10 protein-coding genes and 1 tRNA gene are annotated in these 18,474 nt (G+C 53.9%); 8 read left to right on the top strand and 3 right to left on the bottom strand.

What is annotated here, in order from left to right; all coding sequences use genetic code 11:
• Nucleotides 1–40 precede the first annotated feature (40 nt).
• Nucleotides 41–114, top strand: a tRNA-Met gene (locus VJ464_10095).
• A 29-nt stretch (nt 115–143) separates the two neighbouring features.
• On the opposite strand, the gene VJ464_10090 is transcribed toward VJ464_10095, so the two are convergent.
• A complete protein-coding gene (locus tag VJ464_10090; GenBank protein HKQ05473.1) occupies nt 144–1,256 on the bottom strand; it encodes a site-specific integrase in 1,113 nt (370 codons plus the stop codon).
• 1,482 nt (nt 1,257–2,738) lie between these two features.
• Here VJ464_10090 and VJ464_10085 point away from each other — a divergent pair.
• The 3 genes from VJ464_10085 to VJ464_10075 are packed head-to-tail and all read left to right on the top strand — an operon-like array spanning nt 2,739 to nt 7,540.
• Nucleotides 2,739–4,754, top strand: a complete 2,016-nt coding sequence (locus VJ464_10085; protein ID HKQ05472.1) for a hypothetical protein — start codon at nt 2,739–2,741, stop codon at nt 4,752–4,754.
• On the top strand, nt 4,643–5,125 hold the full coding sequence (locus VJ464_10080; protein ID HKQ05471.1) for a tyrosine-type recombinase/integrase: 483 nt from the start codon (nt 4,643–4,645) through the stop codon (nt 5,123–5,125). Before VJ464_10085 ends, VJ464_10080 begins: the two co-directional genes overlap by 112 nt.
• 3 nt (nt 5,126–5,128) lie before the next feature.
• The gene (locus VJ464_10075; protein ID HKQ05470.1) at nt 5,129–7,540 is read left to right on the top strand and encodes a hypothetical protein; all 2,412 of its coding nucleotides are present in this window, start codon (nt 5,129–5,131) and stop codon (nt 7,538–7,540) included.
• Nucleotides 7,541–7,550: 10 nt separating this feature from the next.
• Here the strand turns inward: VJ464_10075 and VJ464_10070 are convergent, their stop codons facing one another.
• Both VJ464_10070 and VJ464_10065 read right to left on the bottom strand, forming a co-directional pair.
• Nucleotides 7,551–9,320, bottom strand: a complete 1,770-nt coding sequence (locus tag VJ464_10070; protein ID HKQ05469.1) for a DEAD/DEAH box helicase — start codon at nt 9,318–9,320, stop codon at nt 7,551–7,553.
• Nucleotides 9,321–9,757: 437 nt separating this feature from the next.
• A complete protein-coding gene (locus VJ464_10065) occupies nt 9,758–10,129 on the bottom strand; it encodes a helix-turn-helix transcriptional regulator (GenBank protein ID HKQ05468.1) in 372 nt (123 codons plus the stop codon).
• A gap of 237 nt (nt 10,130–10,366) precedes the next feature.
• On the opposite strand from VJ464_10065, the gene VJ464_10060 reads away from it, so the two are divergent.
• From VJ464_10060 to VJ464_10045, 4 genes are all read left to right on the top strand, one after another.
• Nucleotides 10,367–12,484 (top strand): DEAD/DEAH box helicase family protein, encoded by a 2,118-nt coding sequence (locus tag VJ464_10060; protein HKQ05467.1) that lies wholly within the window; start codon nt 10,367–10,369, stop codon nt 12,482–12,484.
• 371 nt (nt 12,485–12,855) lie between these two features.
• The gene (locus VJ464_10055; protein ID HKQ05466.1) at nt 12,856–14,517 is read left to right on the top strand and encodes a hypothetical protein; all 1,662 of its coding nucleotides are present in this window, start codon (nt 12,856–12,858) and stop codon (nt 14,515–14,517) included.
• Entirely contained in the window at nt 14,510–17,041 is a 2,532-nt protein-coding gene (locus tag VJ464_10050) for a hypothetical protein (GenBank protein ID HKQ05465.1), read from the top strand. The genes VJ464_10055 and VJ464_10050 overlap by 8 nt, the downstream gene beginning before the upstream one ends.
• Before the next feature lie 482 nt (nt 17,042–17,523).
• A partial coding sequence (locus VJ464_10045; protein ID HKQ05464.1) for a hypothetical protein occupies nt 17,524–18,474 on the top strand: 951 nt, incomplete at its 3' end.

Below are 18,474 nucleotides of genomic sequence, written 5' to 3'. Positions count from 1 at the left end.
GGCGTGAAGCCTTCAGGCAAACGCAAGTAGAGCAGGGCATGGCGGCGTAGCTCAGCCGGTTAGAGCGTGGGATTCATAACCCCAAGGTCAGTGGTTCAAGTCCACTCGCCGCTACTAATCCTTTCAACTATTTACGGCCACCTTCACGCGGTGGCTTTTTTCTTCTGTACCAGGAATGTGACAACATTCCTGCGCTTGCCCTTCGCCGCCGCTTCAACGGCACGGCGTTTCCCTTGCTCGGTCGCGTGAACGTAACGCATCGTTGTGTTGATGTCGGCGTGATCCATGATGTCCTGAATGTCCGTCAGGTTCGCGCCGTTTGCGGCTGCGCGTGTACCGAACGTGTGCCGCCCGGCAACGTGAAACCGGATGTGCCGCAGCCCGGCATCTTCCAGAGCCGCCCGCCAAGCATTCTTGAAATCCCCGACGGGCTTGCCCGTCTTCGGATTCTCGAACAAGTAGCCGTGCGGCCCGGCATTCTCGACCAGCCGCTCAAGCATCGGGCGGATGTCGGGATGAATCGGCACGAATCGCGGCTTGCCGTTCTTCGTATACCTGAGCCTGATCCGCTCATGCGAGAACTCGATTTGGTCTTTGTGCAGGGACAGCAACTCGCCCTTTCTCATTCCCGTGTAGAGATTGAGCTGCAACACATCAGCGAGATAGGCCCGACGGCCTGTGAGATGAGACAGCAATTGCCTCTCCTCTTCTTCCGTCAAGTAATCGTGCAGGATGGTAGCTACGGCGCACAGGCCGGCACCTTTACAGGGGTTCGCCTGTAACAGTCCGCGCTCTATCGCCAAGCTGAAGATGCGCGAAAGCAACTGAAGCTCACGGTCAACGGACGCAGGAGCGCGGCGACTGCCACGACCATTGAACGAGTCACGGCGACGCCTCTTGAACTCCCTCACATCGTCTTGCGTGATATCGCGCATCCTCTTGTTCCTGAAATGAGCGAGTATGGGCTTAGACCTTGAAACATCATTGCGCCAGGAGCGCTTCTCGGCCTTGGCCCATGGGAGAAAGACCTTCTCGACAAAATCTCTGAGCGTGATCGTGCTCGGCTCCCGACCGAACCGGCCCTCGAAAACTTCGTTCTTGGCTTTGGCCTCGGCTTGTTCAGCCTGCCACTTGGTTGTTGCGTCAGGTACGGACACCCTGAATCGCTGGCCGCGCACGGAGAAGTCGTACCACCAGCGTTTGCTGTGCCCGCACTTGCCTTTACAGCTACACCACTTTCGTTGATAGACCGCCACCTGTCATTTCTCCTTTCGAGATTTGACAGCAGCGGGCCGATTGCTATTGGCAATTTTACACGCTGTCGCATGAGCCAGTCTATATGTGGTGTGAGGGTCATCTGTTGGCAAAGTCCAAGCGAGAATCTCCCAGAGCAAAAAGCGCGGCTCCGATTGCTTATAACCGTTTGCGTATCGCACCGGGATGATCTTATGAGACACCCAGGCGTCAACCGTGGAAAGCTTCACACGAAGCAGTTCCGCCACCTCTGTTCGCGTTAGAAAGATCACCTGTAAGAGCTTCACAATGTCCGCGCTGTTACGCTGCACGTTTAACCGGCGAAGTAGAATGACTGCCACTTGGCTAGTAACTTCTTCGATTGAAGCAACCATTAACTGTTCGTTTGCTGAGTGACTGCTCATCTTTACACCTCTGTCCACACTTTGCCCCGCCTGCAATAAGGCCGTGCTGCGATAGTCACGCGGGCAGGTACGTGCTCGCAATAGCAACACTGGGCAATTGATTTAAGATTTGCGCTTAGCTGGGGGCATAGCGACTTTCGGCTTATCTGCCGGCTGACTACATTCACCCAACGGGAGCACGCCAACCTGTTTATCAAACCGTGTGCCGAAAAAAATGGTATACCATTTGCAGTCCAATGTAGATTTTGCTGAATCAATTTGAATATAGTGATAACCTCCTGGCCTGTCCCTAAACTCAATGGTGAGCTTTCGGATCATTGCGCGCGAATCGCTAGCCAGAGAGAATGTCGCCGCCAATTCTACAGAAATCGAGATCAAGAAGTTACACCTAGCTGTTCTGTGCCGAGAACTGTGGGTTTTGCTCGTATCTATACTGCCTGCTGTCCTGCCTTGCTCAATATGTTTTGAAACGTAAGGACATCATTGGGTACGGTTGTTAGACTGGGAAACCCCGAGCCGGAAATCCATCCAGGCTCCCATCGACTGCATAGGGCTAAAAGGTGGGGTGGCCACACACGGCCATTATGTGGCCACATAATGGCCGTGTGTGGCCACCCCATTCACCGGACAGACGGTCATCAGGTGAACGTCAGCCAGTGCTGCCGGCCGAGGCGTTGCAGGGGATTCATCTTGGAAGATCAGGTAGGTTCAGTCTATTCTATGCGCCGGGGGTGAAGAGATAGGCTTTGCACAAAGGGCTTGACGACCCCAACGCTTTCCCGGCTTTGGCAGTTACGGTTTATTGTAGGGTGCAGTCAAGTACAAGTACTTTGTCTTAGCAGATCTGAGATTTATCCGGTCTGTTTCTGCCGCGCAACAACCACTCATGATGTTTTACTTGACCTTCCCACTAACCGGTCCCTCAACACACGCAAGACTTCTTGCCGCACTCTGGCGACAGACTGGCACACTACCGAGTGTTCGTTAAATAAGCAGTGAAATCAATGATTAAAAATCAAAATGTTGACTTTTTATTTTGTCGATTTACCCTATTGACCGAACCGGGAAGGAACACTTCAATTGATCGACGTAGCAGAACGCATCGCCAAACGCTTGTTCAACGGTGAGACAGAATCAGCGCGCGACGGTACAAAGGATCTAGCACAGGACATTGAAGCGCGGCCAGGTTTTCAGCCTCTAGCGCATGCCCTCTTAGCCTTAGGGGAGGGCAGATCGATTCAGGGAATTGCCCGACTGAGCCGCGCCCGCAAGATTTTCCTGGACGAGGCCTGCTCTGAAGTCGAATTGGCAATTGAAGAAACCGACCAGCTCAGAGGCTGGATTGACAGTCTCGAATCGCGCTTGCAAGCATTAGCCCGCAGCAGAACCCGCAGAGTACTTCTGGAGCCTCCGGAAATCCAGCAAGACCGTCTTCACTACTTCTTGTGGCTTGCCACACGTGTGGAAGCCGATCACAGCCAGACGGTCAAAATTCTCCTACCCATTTGCTATAAGGCCTTGAAAAGTCGCCTAAAAAGCAATCATTCCGGCACGAATGGGGGCAGCATACTGGATGATCTACCGCATCAGTTGGCGGTCTTTATCCGTTTCTTTCCACAAGAGCAATTGCGCAACGGCAGTCTCACGAATGGCCACATCAGCTATCAAGCTGTAGAAGAGGCTGTCGATCTGTATCATAAGTCGGAATCCGGGATTGCAGAGCTTGAAACACGCGATCGTTACGTGCGGCAGATCTCCGAGACGCTCGGTCTGGCTAAACGTAGAGCAAGTGCGGCAAGCGGCCACTGTGGTCTTGGGTTCAATCGTGAAGCAAAAGAGGCGCTTGGCTTCGATGCAGACCAACGGATTACCGCTGAGGAAGATCTGGATGAAGATGGTCGTTCACTCGGTCTATTGGTCTGGCCGGACGTAGAGGAGGAAAGTTACGAGCATCGGTACGAGTCGGCGCGCTATATCGACTTTGGCAACTGGTGCCGGGGGAGCGGGCCGCGCGCCTCGGCATATTGGACTACCCGCGAGCGCCGTGTGGTGACGCCGAACGAACTGCGCCGCCTAGTTCATCTTTTCGATAGCAATACTCAAACACCTGTTAAGGCGCGGGGGGCGCTACTGCTCTGGTTGGCGCTGATTACCGGTCTGCCGATCAAACGATTACTGAACCTGCGCCTGCTGCGCAGCGTCGAAGAAGTCGAAGCGATTATACAGTTCGATGTGGAAACCGCGGAAGAGTCACCTATTTACCTTTACGCAGAAGGCGGAGTGTTGCTTGCTACGCCATCCCACGACCTGGAAATGGGCGTTCGTTTGATTCCTGGTTCAGCGTATCGGCCCCGAGCCTGTCTAGTTCCTATGGCATTGGGAGGGCGTGGCCAGCGCTACGCTCAAGTTGCGGTGAGTGATCGCTTAGACAGAGATAGGAAAGGGGCATTTGTTTTTTCAAGCCCGTATCGACCGGCTCAGGCCATGACGCTGGATGATCTCTCAGGGGCGCTCGAAAAAATATCGCGTGACGGTTGCCTCGGGCAGTACCCGATCACCTGGTCTAAACTTAGTAGAAGTCTACGGGCTTATTCTGTAGAGGCAGGAATGACGCCCCTGTTGAGCGGCGTGACAACGGGCCGCCCGACACGGGCGATGACAACCATCCTTCACTACGTTGGGTATGACGCAGACCGTTTCTATGCAGATCACGCGTGTGCGGTGAGCTATATCGAGCGGATAGCTGATCGAGGCTTGGACCAGTTCTCGAAAGAGGGGCTGGATATGGATCAGCGAATTGCCAGTGTTGTGCGCGGGTGCATTGGCGCATCTTATGTGCCGCGGCGCGGCTTGGTTGCACGAGCATGGGCGGCAATCTGTGAGTGCAGTTCGCCCGGTGTTATTTCAAACCAGACTGAACTAAATGCCGCCACCCTTCGGGCTGCTTTCGCTTTGATGGTTCGACCGGAATCCGCCAGCAGGAATTGGTTGCGTTGCGCCGCCAGAACCTGGATTTGGACTCAGGACTTATGCGCATTAAGGGAAAGGGGAACGCCTACTTTCGAGAAGCACGAGAGGTCCCCGTTGCAGAGCTAGCCATCAACGAGTTACGAGCCTATTTAGCCAAAACGGCCAGCTTCGCGAGAACGGACCTGGAAGATGCATTCTTTGTGATTGCTAACAATGATCGAAGGCTGGAAAGACTGCAAGGCGGAACGATGGATCAGTTGATCCTGGAGTTGGGATTGGAGGATCACATACCTTTTTGCACACGTACGCTGCGGCATGCGCTGCGAACGGAATTGCACGAGCGCGGCACTTCGTACGAGGCCGTGAATGAGGCGTTCGGGCATACGGTTACAGAGGGGACTGTGATGCACCAGTTATCCGGTGGTCGTCTGGGCAGAACTCAAGAACTGTTTCGGGCAGAGGCTCAACTTGCCGCAAGCGCGCTTCTGAGTATCTGAAGTATGGAAGAGCCGAGTCTTTCAATTAAATATCTCGATGACCTTTCCAAAGAGTGGATGGATTCTAAAACCTCTCTGGCAGTCCGAGAAGAACCTCTTAGCCCAGACCACACTGTTCCCAATTCGGTGAAAATACAAGCCGATACTTCCACTGTTCACAAAGCCTTGATTAATCAAGTACCGAAGACCATATCCAGCACTGCTGTCCCGATTCATCTCACCGCTAGGGATATTGGAGCAGTGCTAGCAGCAGCCACCGCAAACGCAGGTCGAGTGCGGAAGACGGAACGAACGCGCTACCTTTACTGGCTTTTGTGCCGACTCGGTGCGTTAAGCTATATCACGTTCACCCTACCTGTCGAAGCAATTGATCGCCCTCCACGTGCGTTGGCTTTTATTGCGGACGATCCTAATTTGCCGCTGGCCAGTCGTTTTCGCGCCTGGCAGCAACACCTCGCGTCGCTTACTCTCGATACGCGTCTCAGGTCGCATCAAGGAAGAACAATGACACGACAGGAACGCGAGTTTCGCACTCTCGCGACCCTATTGGCTTTCGGCGCGCCCTGTGGGAAGAAGGCCCTGGCAGATGTGGCAAGACTCAACCGGTCAGATTTATTCCTGGGTAAGGACACGCTATGGCTGCGGGATGAAATGGGGAACAGTACCATTGAATTGACTCTGCACCCTGTGCAGTCGCTGGCTTTCGCATTATACGTTCAGGCCACAGCAGATAGAAATCACAGGGAGGCAAACGAGGATGGAACTGCAAACCCGGTTGCGCTCTTTCCGTCGGCCAGAACTGGGCGTGGGCGAAGAGGCTTCAGGAGATGGCTGGCAAAAGAGCTTGAGTCAGCCGATCAGGCAATTCCCATAACGAACGCGCACTGTCAGGTGCGGGCCAGACTTCAAACACTCTTAGCAGGCGCACGGCGATGGATGCTCAATATTTATCCGGCTTATCTTGTTTCGGTTCTCGCGGGGCGATTTCATGCGACGGCGATTTCGCCCGAGGGAGAGAAGCGACATCCAGATCAAAGGCGAGGAATACCCGGTCAGCAGAAGGACTTGCGAAAGAGGCTGCGCAGGGAGGCGCGAAGATTCCTCGGCACCGACACCGGCATCTTCAGCAGGCGGAACGTCGACGACCTTTGTAGTCGGTGGGGAGACTTAATTCGCAAACCTGTTGAAGAGGACGTAAGAGAACATCCGGACGCCGGGCAGACCTGGAACCTCTTCCTATTGATCAGGTCGCTGGAGCGGTTTCTCCGTGAAGGCTATACCAACCGCTATAACACCTTTGAGAGGTTGTTTAATACCGGCTGCGCCATCCTTAATGTGCTGGGTGACAGACCCGCCTGGTTGCTGGGAGAAGAGGAGACATCCTCCCTCACCCACGATATGGCGCCAACCGTTCTCCGAGAAGTTGCCCCTCACCTTTATCGAATGTCTATTGTAGCCGCCGATTATGGTTTGTGTAGCTACCCGGAGCCGAAAGGAAAACGCCAGCGCAGAGTAAGTAAAAGGCCAAGCCCTCGCAAGGTGCCGAGACCTGAGGACATAGAGCGGATCGCCCGTCACTTACTTGAGGAGGGGCAAAAATCGGATCTCAAAAGGAGAGTCGTTCCCCCGCGCGTTGTGCTCCTCTACATGGACCTGTTAGCCCTTGGCTTGCGTAAAGAGGAAGCGCTGTTAGTGAAGGCCGAAGATATCGATCTCTTAGATAATGCTGAGGAAGCCGACCTCCTGGTATATGGTCACAAAACCCCGGCGGCCCGGCGTCGCGTTCCCTTGGACCAGCACCCTCATCAGGATGGCGCGAGGAGAGTAATTGAAACGGCACGCGCACTGCTGTTTGACCGAAAAGGTAAAATCCCCATGTTGATGGCCATCAGTGGTCGGCGATACCGGCGCTACCAGAGAGTCGGGGCTGAGGATGAAACAGTAACCGTGGCTCAACTGGACCGTGCGCTTGCCAGGGAGGGCCGGCGCTGTGGGGTACATGATCTCACGCCCCATCAGCTGCGTCATGCCTCGATCACGAGCTGGCTGCTCATGGATGACGCCGTGCCTGAATTGATAGCCAAGGTTCACGGGCAGGTGGATCTATCGACTACATTCGAACATTACGTTCATGGGCTGTCGCTGATTCAGCGGCGCGATTTGAAGGATTTTTTGGCTCGAAAGGAAAACTGTGCATGGGTTGCTGCACCGGACGCAGTCAAGCTCCTAGGAGTCTCGAAGCAAGCCCTCTACAGGCGCTTCCCGGCGAACAGTAACCTGGTGCGAGAATCTGACGATCAAGCAATTCCAGGGATGGTGTTGTACCGACCGGGGAGGCCACGCTATATAGAGGCGGGAGCGCTCGCTGACCGTCTCCTGCATCGAGCGCCCCTTATTGCCTCATGCCGAAAATAGCTCTCACCGTTCACTGACGGGATCTGGTCGCGAGTAGAATCGTGATCCAGTCGCTCGCTTCACCTCGGGGCATTTCACAAATACCCTCCGCGGGTTGTCTGGTCAGATAAGCTATCAGATCGCGCTGAGCGCTTGTCATCGGCTCTTTGCGCCAGGCGCGGTTGGCCTCCGCAAAGATCGTGCTTTCCCCCATAGCGTTCAGCTTCCACTTCACGTCCGCAAACACTTTTTGCAAATCAACTCCAGCAGTGAAGTGCTCAAGACCCTCGGCGCTGACGATCACCGCTTGGTATAGTCCATTATCTCGTCGGATGCGCACCATGCGCGAACGCCTTCTCTCATCAGACTGAAGTGGCAAGATGTATGTGTCGCCGAAGAGCAGGTACCGGAGGCCGGTGGCTTCTTCTAAAACCCTCAAGACGTCGAACGCTTCGACGCTCCCGTTCAGTGAAGACGGAGCGAGGAGATGGCGAATAGACTCCTTACAGACGTTGCGACAAACCACCTCGTGCAGCAGCTCCTGCTTACTTCTCTCTATCTGGGTAGCAAGTTGTGACGCAAGTTGCCCCTGGGTATTTACTTTCTTCAGGTCCTCGCCATCGATTCCGAAAGCCGAAAAAAGATCGACTGTGGGTTTGTCTCGACGGCGGTCTTCATCTACCAACTCGATGACAACGGCATAGGGATATCGGCCTGGGTCGGTCGGAAAAGGACGCAAAGCCCTGCTGATCATTTGAGCCAGGAGAACTCTTGCGGAACACTCGGTAAAGGATCTCAACAGCAAGACGGCTTTTAGCCTGGGCGCGTCGAAGCCCTCACAAAGCAGCGCCGCGTTAGAGATGACCTGCAAGGGGCCTGTGCGGCACAGGTCAATTATGCCGTCACGCTCTTGGCGGGCCATGTGCCCGTACACGGCCCGTGCAGAAATGGCGTACGTGTTGAAAGCCTGCGCCACGTCGATCGCATGATCGACGTCAGCCGTGAAAGCGATGGCCGGGAATGCTTCCCCATAAGCACGATACGCCTCCACGGCAGCCCGATTACGTGGCGCAATATTGATTACCTTGGAAAGTTCCTTGAGGTCATAATCGTTGCTTGCATTCAGGGGCACTTCAGAAAGGTCGATGTTAGTGCTGACGCGCCAGCCCTTTGCGTCGACCAGCTTGCCCAATTCGATCAGACGCCTCCAGGTGATCATATAAATGATGAGATTCCCAAAATCTTCGGCGACACAGATGCCATCTCCTCGGATCGGAGTTGCACTGAAGCCGAGCCGCAGCTTGGGTCGAAAATAGCCCATCACCCGTTGCCATTGCGAGGCGCTAGCATGGTGTGCCTCGTCGACCAACACCAACGCGAATCTGTCCTTATCAACCCTGGTCAATAAATCTCTACCTAACTTATGAACGCTAGCGATAACAATGTCGCCGCCCCAATCGTTCGATCTGTTGCTAACGAAAGAAACCCGCAGGCCTGGGCAAGCCAATTTGATCACCTGTCCCCACTGCTGCATGAGTTCGTGCCTATGCACGAGGATCAACGTGCGGCACTTGTATTGCACGCAGAGGTGTATGGCGACGCAGACACCCACCACGGTCTTACCCGATCCCGTCGGCATGACTTCAAGCGCCGCCGGCACGTTATTCTCGAAGGCGACCAGCGCAAAATGAACCGCCTCCTGTTGAAAGAATCCTAACTCAAAAACACCGTAGTGCTCATAACTGGCCAGCCTCAAAATATGAGTACCTTTCTGGTCGGTCTGCCTGATAAGGGCGTCCACGACCGAGATGTAGGTAGCGAGGGCCGATTTCCAAATGGGGCCACAACCGGATTCGCTATCTATCCGTGCAACTGTTTGGGGGCATTAAGGGGCAGCAAAGCGATTTTCCCCATATCAAATCCTGTGCCACTTAATTGAGCCTGTTGGCCAGTTGAAGCAATAGGATTCAGTAGAGATAGGGCTTGGTAGTGGGAAGAAAATGGCCGTTCATGGTTTTATCTTATTGGGGCGAGATTCCCCATTATTTGATATGAAGATGTGCCGGTACCTTAAAGCGCTGACGGACTGCTCCAGGTACCATTGAGGGATTGTGCTGGTTGAGAGGTCAATCTAAAGGTGAATAAGGCCCTGCGTGCCCAGATCGTTTATAGAGTCCCTGTGAGAATCACGGAGAAATTCTGGAGACTCCCCGCCCTATGCTTCCCGCTCCTTTCAACTTACGATCGCAGATTCCTCTTCTGTTTTCTCGCCGCAGATGCACGAGCGACAGCTTGGTCCTTGGGCCCACTCAGTAGTTTCTCGGGCAGCTCCAACTCGTCGTCAATTAACACATCCACGTAAACGTCTGCCGCCCGCGCGTATTTCAGCAAGACTGGTAAGGGCGGCTCACGTATCCCCCGCTCGAAGGCAGAGACTTCCTCTCGCAGGAGTTCTTCTGTCAGCCCCAAGCGGCTGATCATCTCATTCTGCGAGAGTCCGAGCGCCGTCCGTATTCGCAGGAGTTTATCAGCCAGACGCGCCGGCTTTGCCCGCGATGCCCTTCCCATCAGTGTTCTCCCCCTGGTGAGATGAGCGACGCTCTTCTCCACTTGCGCTCAGGATTAAATAGCTCTAATATGTCATCGCCCTGGGTTGGTGCCGGAGGGCTGTCGTTGCTGGAATTATGAGCGATCTCCTTCATTCGTGAGGTGAGGCCGCCTTAGCCTGATTTCGAGGTAGATAAGATAGCAAAGATGGCTTCTGCCGTCACTCGTCCAAAGCTCAGATGAAGCCATGCCTCGCCACAGCCATGCGGATATAGATTAACTACACAGGGAGGAATCACAATGGGCTATATCCCCGAAGCAATCCGCCGGCAAGTGCTCTTCTTCGACGCCAAACAATGCCAGACCTGCGGTCGGCCCATTGATGGGAAAGTGTTGATGCGGCATCTGGACCATCTGCTGCCTGCCGCATCAGGGGGGGAAGCGGTGGTCTTCAACCTCCGGCAGCTCTGCCATGAGTGTAACCTGGCGAAGAGTACCCATCTCGTTGAGCCAGCCCAGCGATTGCTGGTACTTCAGCAGCGACGACTGGCCGAACTCACAGACTATTTTCAAAATGCTCCTGCCAGAATCGTCGGCAATGAGCGATTGCGCGACCCGCAGGCCGAAGCCTATCTCGCCATCCGTGACTACTTCAGCCAGCAGCCTTCCGCCCCTGCAATTGTCGAAATCCCCACCGGGTGCGGTAAGACCGGCATCATTTGTATCGCCCCATTCGGGGTCGCCAGAGGTCGCGTGCTCATTATCGTGCCGAACCTAACCATTAAAAGCATGGTCGAGAAGGCGCTTTCAACCACGAACAATTTCTACTTGAAATGCGGCGTGTTTACCGACATCAACCACTTGCCCACTTTCGTCGTGCTGGAACGTGGTCAGGCAAACTGCGAGGACTGTCTGCGTGCAGACATGATTATTGCCAACGTCCAGCAGATGCAAGGCTGGCTGCCGCTGTTCGACAGCGACTTTTTCGACATGGTCATCGTTGATGAAGCGCATCATGTTCCTGCCGAATCGTGGCGGAAAGTCAACGACGCTTTCCCAGACGCCATGAAGCTCTACCTGACGGCTACTCCATTCCGAAGCGACAATAAGCCAATCGTCGCGGAGCGGATTTATGAGTACCGCCTCGCCCAGGCCATCAGCAAAGGCTACGTCAAGAATGTGATGAAGGTGGACGCGGTCGCGTCCAGAATGACCTTCACCATCGAAGGCGAGAGCCGCGAGTTCAGCTATGAGGAGATCATGGAGATGCGCGAGGAGACCTGGTTCTCCAGGGGCGTGGCGCTCTCGGAACTCTGCAATGAAACGATTATTGATCAAAGCATCGGCATCCTGCTAGAGAAACGCAAGAGTGGCTTGCCTCATCAGATCGTCGCGGCTGCCTGCTCTATCAGCCATGCCATTCAAATCGTCACGCTGTATGAGAGCCGAGGCATTCGCAGCGTCTACGTCGCCAGCGAAGGGATGTCACTACAGGAGCGTGAGCGCCGCCTGGCGGATTTTGAAGGCGGGCGGTATGACTGCATTGTTCAAGTGGGGATACTGGGAGAAGGCTACGACAACCCGAATGTCTCGATAGCGGCGATCTTCCGGCCTTACCGCTCCCTATCACCTTACGTGCAATTCGTCGGAAGGACGCTGAGACACATGGAGGGCGGAACAGCGGACGACAACCTCGCCCATGTCGTATCGCACGTCGGGTTGAACTTGGACCGGCTATGGGAATACTTCAAGAACGAAATCCGGGAAGCGGCAATCCTCAACTATATCGACGAGGAAGATCGTCAGACGGACAGCCGCTCGTTGGCGAAGAAGAGGCGGCAAGGGCAAGCCGTTGAGGTCACCAATCAGGTGATCGAGCGGTTCGTGGTGGACACCTTCGTGCCAGTGGCGGGCATCAACACGGCCTACATAGAGGAGGCCGTTGGACAGATCGACATCATTCTGGGCAAGCTCAGAGAACAAGGGGTTCAGGTCCCTGACCAGATGATACGAGAACAGATCGTAGAATTAAATCGCCCCGTGGGTGCCCGGCCATACGCCTCCGCGGTGAAGCGGCCTGACCTGGAACGCAAGCAGTACCGGTTATGGCTCAACAAAGAGATCATCCGCGCGGCGGGTTCGATTATGGCAGAACTGAGAATCCCGACCGACGCCAGCTTGGTCGCACGATTAGGCGATGGGGACGAGCGAAATAACTACGAGGTGATCATCAGCAGCCTGCATCGGGCTATCAATGAGGCAATGGGAAAAGATCGGAGCAACTCCAGGCGGAATAGCTGGACGCTCGATGAGCTGAAGCTGGCTCGCCAGTCTGTCACCAGAGTGCGGCAAGGGGTCTTATGCGCATTGAAGGACCGACTAATGGATGAATCAGACAAGCCCCATCAAGGATCTTAGCGCGGATGTCATCGCAATTCTCAGTAACGAATCTAGCCTTAATTGGCTATCCCTTCATCAAGTCATACACGGGTCACCAGCACGGCTGGGCGCGTAACTCCACCCCATTTCGATCTTGATCGAGAATCATGTGGAGCCGTGAACTTGTGTGTGGCTCGTCATTGCTACTTGAAACAATTATTATATTTACACCCTGTATAGGGCGCAGTATGGTATGAGCGCAGAGAGCTGTTAACAATTGCAGATTGTCCCATCCTCTTCGAACTGTTGCTTACACCAACAATCAGATTCTGATTGTTGGTGTAAGCAACAGAATGAACGGGCGATTTCAATAGAAAGGCATCAAAACGACAGATCCGCAGGTTAAGCTGATGATTACAACAGCATGGGTTGATCCGGCGCTTCAAATCAGGGGGCAAGACGATCTTGCCGTCAGAGCACCTTGTGAGAATCTTTACTCGCAATTGCTCCCCGGCATTACGAATGTGACGGATCGCGCGCGACTTTATGCTTTTTACCCCTGGCTGGTATGGGCTACTGAAAGGCATCAAGGCCCACTGAGACAAAAGCCCTTTCAAGATATCCTGAGACGAGCCGAATGCCTTTTGACTCTGATAGGCGCATGGCATACGAACCAAACAGAAGGCCTTTTATGGGAGCATGGCGGCGGACTGGTTGGCAGAAACACGCTTGTACCGGTTTGGGAACAAACCGAGTCAGGCAAATCAATCAGGCTCTCAATCTACGCAACGACGAGTGAGGACACCGGCCACAGGTACTTCAAGAACCGGCTTGGTGGATTGGGGCAATACTACCTTTCAACCCTTCGGGAATTGGGAATACTCGGCGGGGATGCTCGGCAAGGAGTGGGATACAGCCCCGAACGGGGCGAACTCCTGGCAGTGGCGTTTGACCGAATGGTCGACAGAAAGAAGTTTTTTGACGTATTGGAGCAAGATCGAGTACAAGCCGATGATCTAAAGGCCCTGCGTCGCTTTTGCCCTTGCTACTTGACCTCAAGCAAGCAGGAACTGGAAGCCCTGACAGACTTGATCTTCAACCAGGAAGGAGTTTTCGGCGACACGCCTGGAGAAAATAGGCGCAAGACGTTGGGACTCGCGCTGGACTTGGCATCTCGTCTTTCGACGATGTCTCCTGGGCAAGCCTCAGATGGTCTGACCGTTGATACGTTCCGCGCCTGCGCATACGCCCAATCTCTGCCGGACGGAGGGCGCTGGGCGGTCCCTGCGCCATTAAAAGCGATTCAGGAAGGCTGGCAGATTTATCAGCGGAACGAACTCCTCTCGATTGCGGTGCAGAGTATCTTCTGGGCTGGACTCGACAAGCTGCAAAAGACTGGATTGAACCCCTCTAATAGTGAAGCGTACCGATCCTGGTTTGAATCATCTTTTGCCTCATCGGTCGCATCGGCATTCGGCAACTCCTTTGCGGGAGCGTTAAGCCAGACTGATCGGCGTATTCCGCCAATTGAGTCTTGGACACATCCTAATCATGAGATTCAGCTTGGGTTCAAATTGGGCGACATCCCGCATCACTTTGACCCCGATGACTGCCATGAGGAGGTGGTCAGAGCGGCAGTGGGAATCATCCTGACGCTGTCCGTACGTGGACGTAAAACCGAGGGAGGCTACGGGGCCTACATTCAATCGCCGGCTTACCTGGCTCCTTACCCGATCAATCTCAATTCGTTCTGTGTGCATGAAAGGAGCACCTGGGCAGCATTCACGACCGCAGGGTTACTGGGCTGGCTTTCGACGACCTGGGGGATTGAGACTCACTTTAGAGTCGCGCTTCGCAAGCTGCGTTATGAGAATAGAGATACGTTTAAGATAAGACCTAGCGAGCAGGGCTTGATTGTTGTTGGGGCACCGCCGCCGGTGTTCAGCCATCCACGCTTGGCGCAGGCGTTGCAGTTTTTATGGGACCTCGGCGCGCTGCACTTAGACCCTGAAACAGGAGCGTTCTCGATTACGGACAGGGGCGAAGCGCTGAAGGAGAAGTGTTGTGGTTGAGGCAGTCTCTATTCTTCATGACCTGCGCAGAGGGAAGTACGAGGCATCGCTCGTTACCACCTTCAACGTGTATTTTCCGTTCTACGAAGACGTCCTATTAAGACACTTTCTCTCCGCTGGATGTCGGCATAATCTACTATTGATGGATGCCAGGCAGTGCGGCGCGGCGCTTCAGGCGAGCAGTACCCGCCCGCGCTTTGCGGGCAAAGCTTATAGGCTGTTGCCGATCAAAGCGGCGCAAGCTTTCCATCCCAAGCTGCTCTTCCTGATCGGCAAGTCTCGTGGGCAGTTGTTTGTCGGGAGCCATAACGCAACGCTGGCAGGCTTCAGCCACAACCGCGAAATCACCAATCGATTTGAGTTCTCGGGCGAGAAAGACGAGCAAGCGCTCGCGGCGATCCAAGCCGCCTGGGAGTTCGTCAAAGCCTGGGCGAACAATTTACCTGAGCCGCTCCAGTCGTCAATCTCAGAGATTGAGGGATTTGCAGGGTGGCTGAAAGGCTCTGTGTCATCTAGTCTTGATACGTCTTTTATGGGGACAATGCCGAAAGGCGCCGCGCTTTGGGACAGGGTCAGGCAGAAACTACCCGGCGACGTAAAGAGGGTAACCGTCGTTGGCCCCTACTTCGATTCTGATTTGCAGTTTCTGAAGAGACTAGCTGCCGAGTTTGCATCTGCCGAGTTGGTTGTTGGGGTTGATTCCCATACGGTTTCAATTTCCGAGGAAGCCGGGCGGACGTTTACTAACGCGAAATTCGTTGATACGGAGTCTCTGCGTGAGGGGATCGGCTATTTGCATGCGAAGGCAATCCTATTCGAGTGTCAGGACGGCCAGGAAGCATTAATCACCGGAAGCGCAAATCCCAGCGGCCCGGCTTGGCTGAATCCACCGGCATTGCGGAACGCTGAAGCTGTCATCCTTCGAATAACGACAAACAAGAACTCAGTCGCGAAAGTTCTGGGCATCAAAGGGCTGGCCAAGCAGCCGCGGGTGTCTCAAGACGCCTGGCGCGCGATGATCAAGCGACCGAACGATCGCGATACATCACACGGGCATCTGCCTGTGATCGCCATCGCCACCGATGATGGGTTCGAAATTGATACCCAGTCGTTTAACCTCACACAAACCGAAGAAGCGAGGATACTTGACGCAAACAGTGACCTCCTTGGCTTATGTACAGGAGTGGCAACTCCAAATGACGTCTTATATTTTGCCGTTGCCGATGACCATGTCCGTATGAATGCGTCACTCCTCGAACTCCGATCAGAGGACAGGCTGCCAGTCTTTGCCATCGTTCACCACGAAAAAGAGCTTTCTGAATCGGCGCTGACCAGCCGTCAAAGAGAGTTAAAGACGGCCCTCGCATCACTCGAAGGCGGCACGCCAATGCTCGAAGAGTTGATGCGAGTTGTCGAGAAGGTGATCTTTGACGACGTGACAGAAGCCTCGCTTGAAGTCGTGAGGAAAGCCACAACGGGTGAAGAGGCAACTGCTGAAGAGCCGACCGCGCAGGCTTCTTATAGAATTCCGCTCAAAGATATTAAGCGGCGAAAGAAAAATAAGCCGGCTTCAATTTCTGCCGGCGATCTCGGGCTATTGCTCGATGCGCTGATCCACCGGTTAGGGGTGGGATTACAGGCGGAGGTCCATTCCTCTGCCGGGTATGCAAGAAGTGAAGAGGACCTTCGTGATTCGGAGGATGAAGAGCTGGTTAATACTCAAGCAATCGATGGGGAGGCGCTGGTTCGCACTTGCCATAGGAAAGTAAGAAAGATGCTGCGCCGGATGACCAGACAGTTGGAAAATGCGGCTGAGTCAAAGGCACGCACCTTAACGGTGATTGCCCAACTCGCGGCCGTCCTGGCCCTGATTCAACGGCTGAACGAACTCGATTGCCGGGCAGCCACCTGGATCCCACAGGGGCAACAACTCGTGCCGGCTGAAGCTAGACTAGACTTTTTTCTCGACGTGACTCGCCTGCTCTACTCCGAGCAATCCGGAATCATGAAATCAGCTTTGGTCGTATTAAATGGGGAGGCTTGTAAAGAGGTCTCGATCATCCGCGGGCTATTGCTTGTCGCCGCTTCAGGGGTTGACCTACAAGGGAAGAAAACAAAGGGAAGTGACGATCTTGACCTTATGCAAAGCAACCTGATTGTGTTATCGCGCCTGATGCTGATGACCGCGGACATCATCCAAGATGACGACGCGTATGAACACGCCCAAACAGCCATCCCCAGATTAGCGCCTGAACTCCGGCGGAATTATTCCGGGCTCACATGGCTCAATGATTTGATGAGATGGGTTGAGGGCATCGAGGCGATCAAGAAAGACTCTCGTAGAGTTCCAACTCTAGGGCAAAGGCCTGAGGCGGGCGATATAGTCATTCATGTTAAATCGTCCCAATTATACATCGTGAAAGAGGTCCCTCATCCAAATGTCAAAGTAATTGATGTCGATAGCCCGGAAGAACAGAAAATGTTCCGTGAGGGCTATGTATCTGTGATTAAATTCCCCCATTGAGCAGGGGGAGGGGCTTGAACGCGTTTTAATGTCGAGTAATCGGTAACCATAGCGGGTGAAGATTGAAGATTGCGGCTGCTTCTTTCACAACACAAAAAAGCGAAGAATTGTACAAAAAGTCTGATTCCTACCGATCATCCCACACCGCGCTTATTCCTCACGGAAGCAGCCCGTCTGTGTAACTTCTCGTTTATACTTTCTGTGCTTTCGGCTACAATGCGACAAACAAATATTTAGTTGCCACCAGAGCAACATCGAACCTGGTTTTTCTCAGCTTTTAGGCTTTCAGTCTAAGCCACAGTAGTACCGCGACTAGAGCGATTGCCAATTCAGCCGTGCCGTCAGTCGGAGTTTGTTTCGATGTCAGACCCCTTATGCCACATTCGCCGGGATAATCCTCGATGCAGCCAGGCGTGCCGCATTCACAGTAATTATCTCCCGATACTGTATGCCCGCCGAACGCTGGAAAGGACAGGCACAGCATGAGCAAACAAACAGCCGATAGTTTTTTCATGCTTTCTCCTTCGGAGACAAAATCGGCTGAATTGTATCAGGCATTACGGCGCAGCGTTGGTAACTATCAGCAGTTGGGGAATCAGCTTATTCGCTTAGCAGAACAGGCCCATGCCTTTCGTCAATTCGATAGAGTCAGAGAATACGGGCAAATCCTCTCGAACATCCCTATTAAGAATTATCAGGCAATAGGTCACTATTATTTAGCGGTTGCTGCCAATAGCAAGGGCAACGGCGACCAACACGAAGCGAAAAGGTTGTTCGAGCTTGTCGTTAGCACCGCGCCGGATGCTTACAAGGTGAAATCCATTATGTCATTAGGCGCTCTATCATTCCACAAGAGGGATTTTGATTCCGCCTTTTACTACTACCAGGAAACCGTTAGAGCCGGAAAGCTAAGTGCCGCCAGCCTGCATGCCATCAAAGCTATCAGTGTCATAAAAGCGATTGAAGGAAATCACGCGCAGGCTGTAAAAGATCTGGAAAGCGTTTTGCCCGTTATCAAGTATGCGCCAGCACACATCCATTTCGATATTCTCAACAGTTATGCCGTCGAACTCGGCGAAGCGAGCCGCAAGGATGAGGCGAGAAACATCATGCGCGTCGTCCTTGCCTCGCCTTTCGCTTTTGCCTATCCTGAGTGGCGCGAGACAGCGCAAGAGTTGCGAGAGCGTAGTCATTCATTCGTCGCCGTCAGTCCGTCTCGTTACAATGTGCTGGCCATGCCAGAGCGCCAGCTGAGTCAGCCCCCCACACCACAGCCGAAGCCGGCGCGCGTCTTAGACCTTGCCAGGTGGAAAAAGAAGATGGCCAAGAAAGCCAAAGACAAACAGACGGAGCAACTTCTTGAAGACATGAGCTTGCAAGATATGGGCTTCAAGTTGCTCGGACTCATCAGCGACAACCGCATGGACGAAGAC

This window comes from Blastocatellia bacterium, from assembly GCA_035275065.1.
Lineage (GTDB): Bacteria > Acidobacteriota > Blastocatellia > UBA7656 > UBA7656 > DATENM01.
This window is presented reverse-complemented; position numbering and strand designations above follow the sequence as displayed.

Excerpts from the sequence above, each read along its gene's own strand:
- VJ464_10055 (HKQ05466.1), top strand. The coding sequence starts at position 12,856 with ATGATTACAACAGCATGGGTTGATCCGGCGCTTCAAATCAGGGGGCAA.
- VJ464_10060 (HKQ05467.1), top strand. The coding sequence starts at position 10,367 with ATGGGCTATATCCCCGAAGCAATCCGCCGGCAAGTGCTCTTCTTCGAC.
- VJ464_10075 (HKQ05470.1), top strand. The coding sequence starts at position 5,129 with ATGGAAGAGCCGAGTCTTTCAATTAAATATCTCGATGACCTTTCCAAA.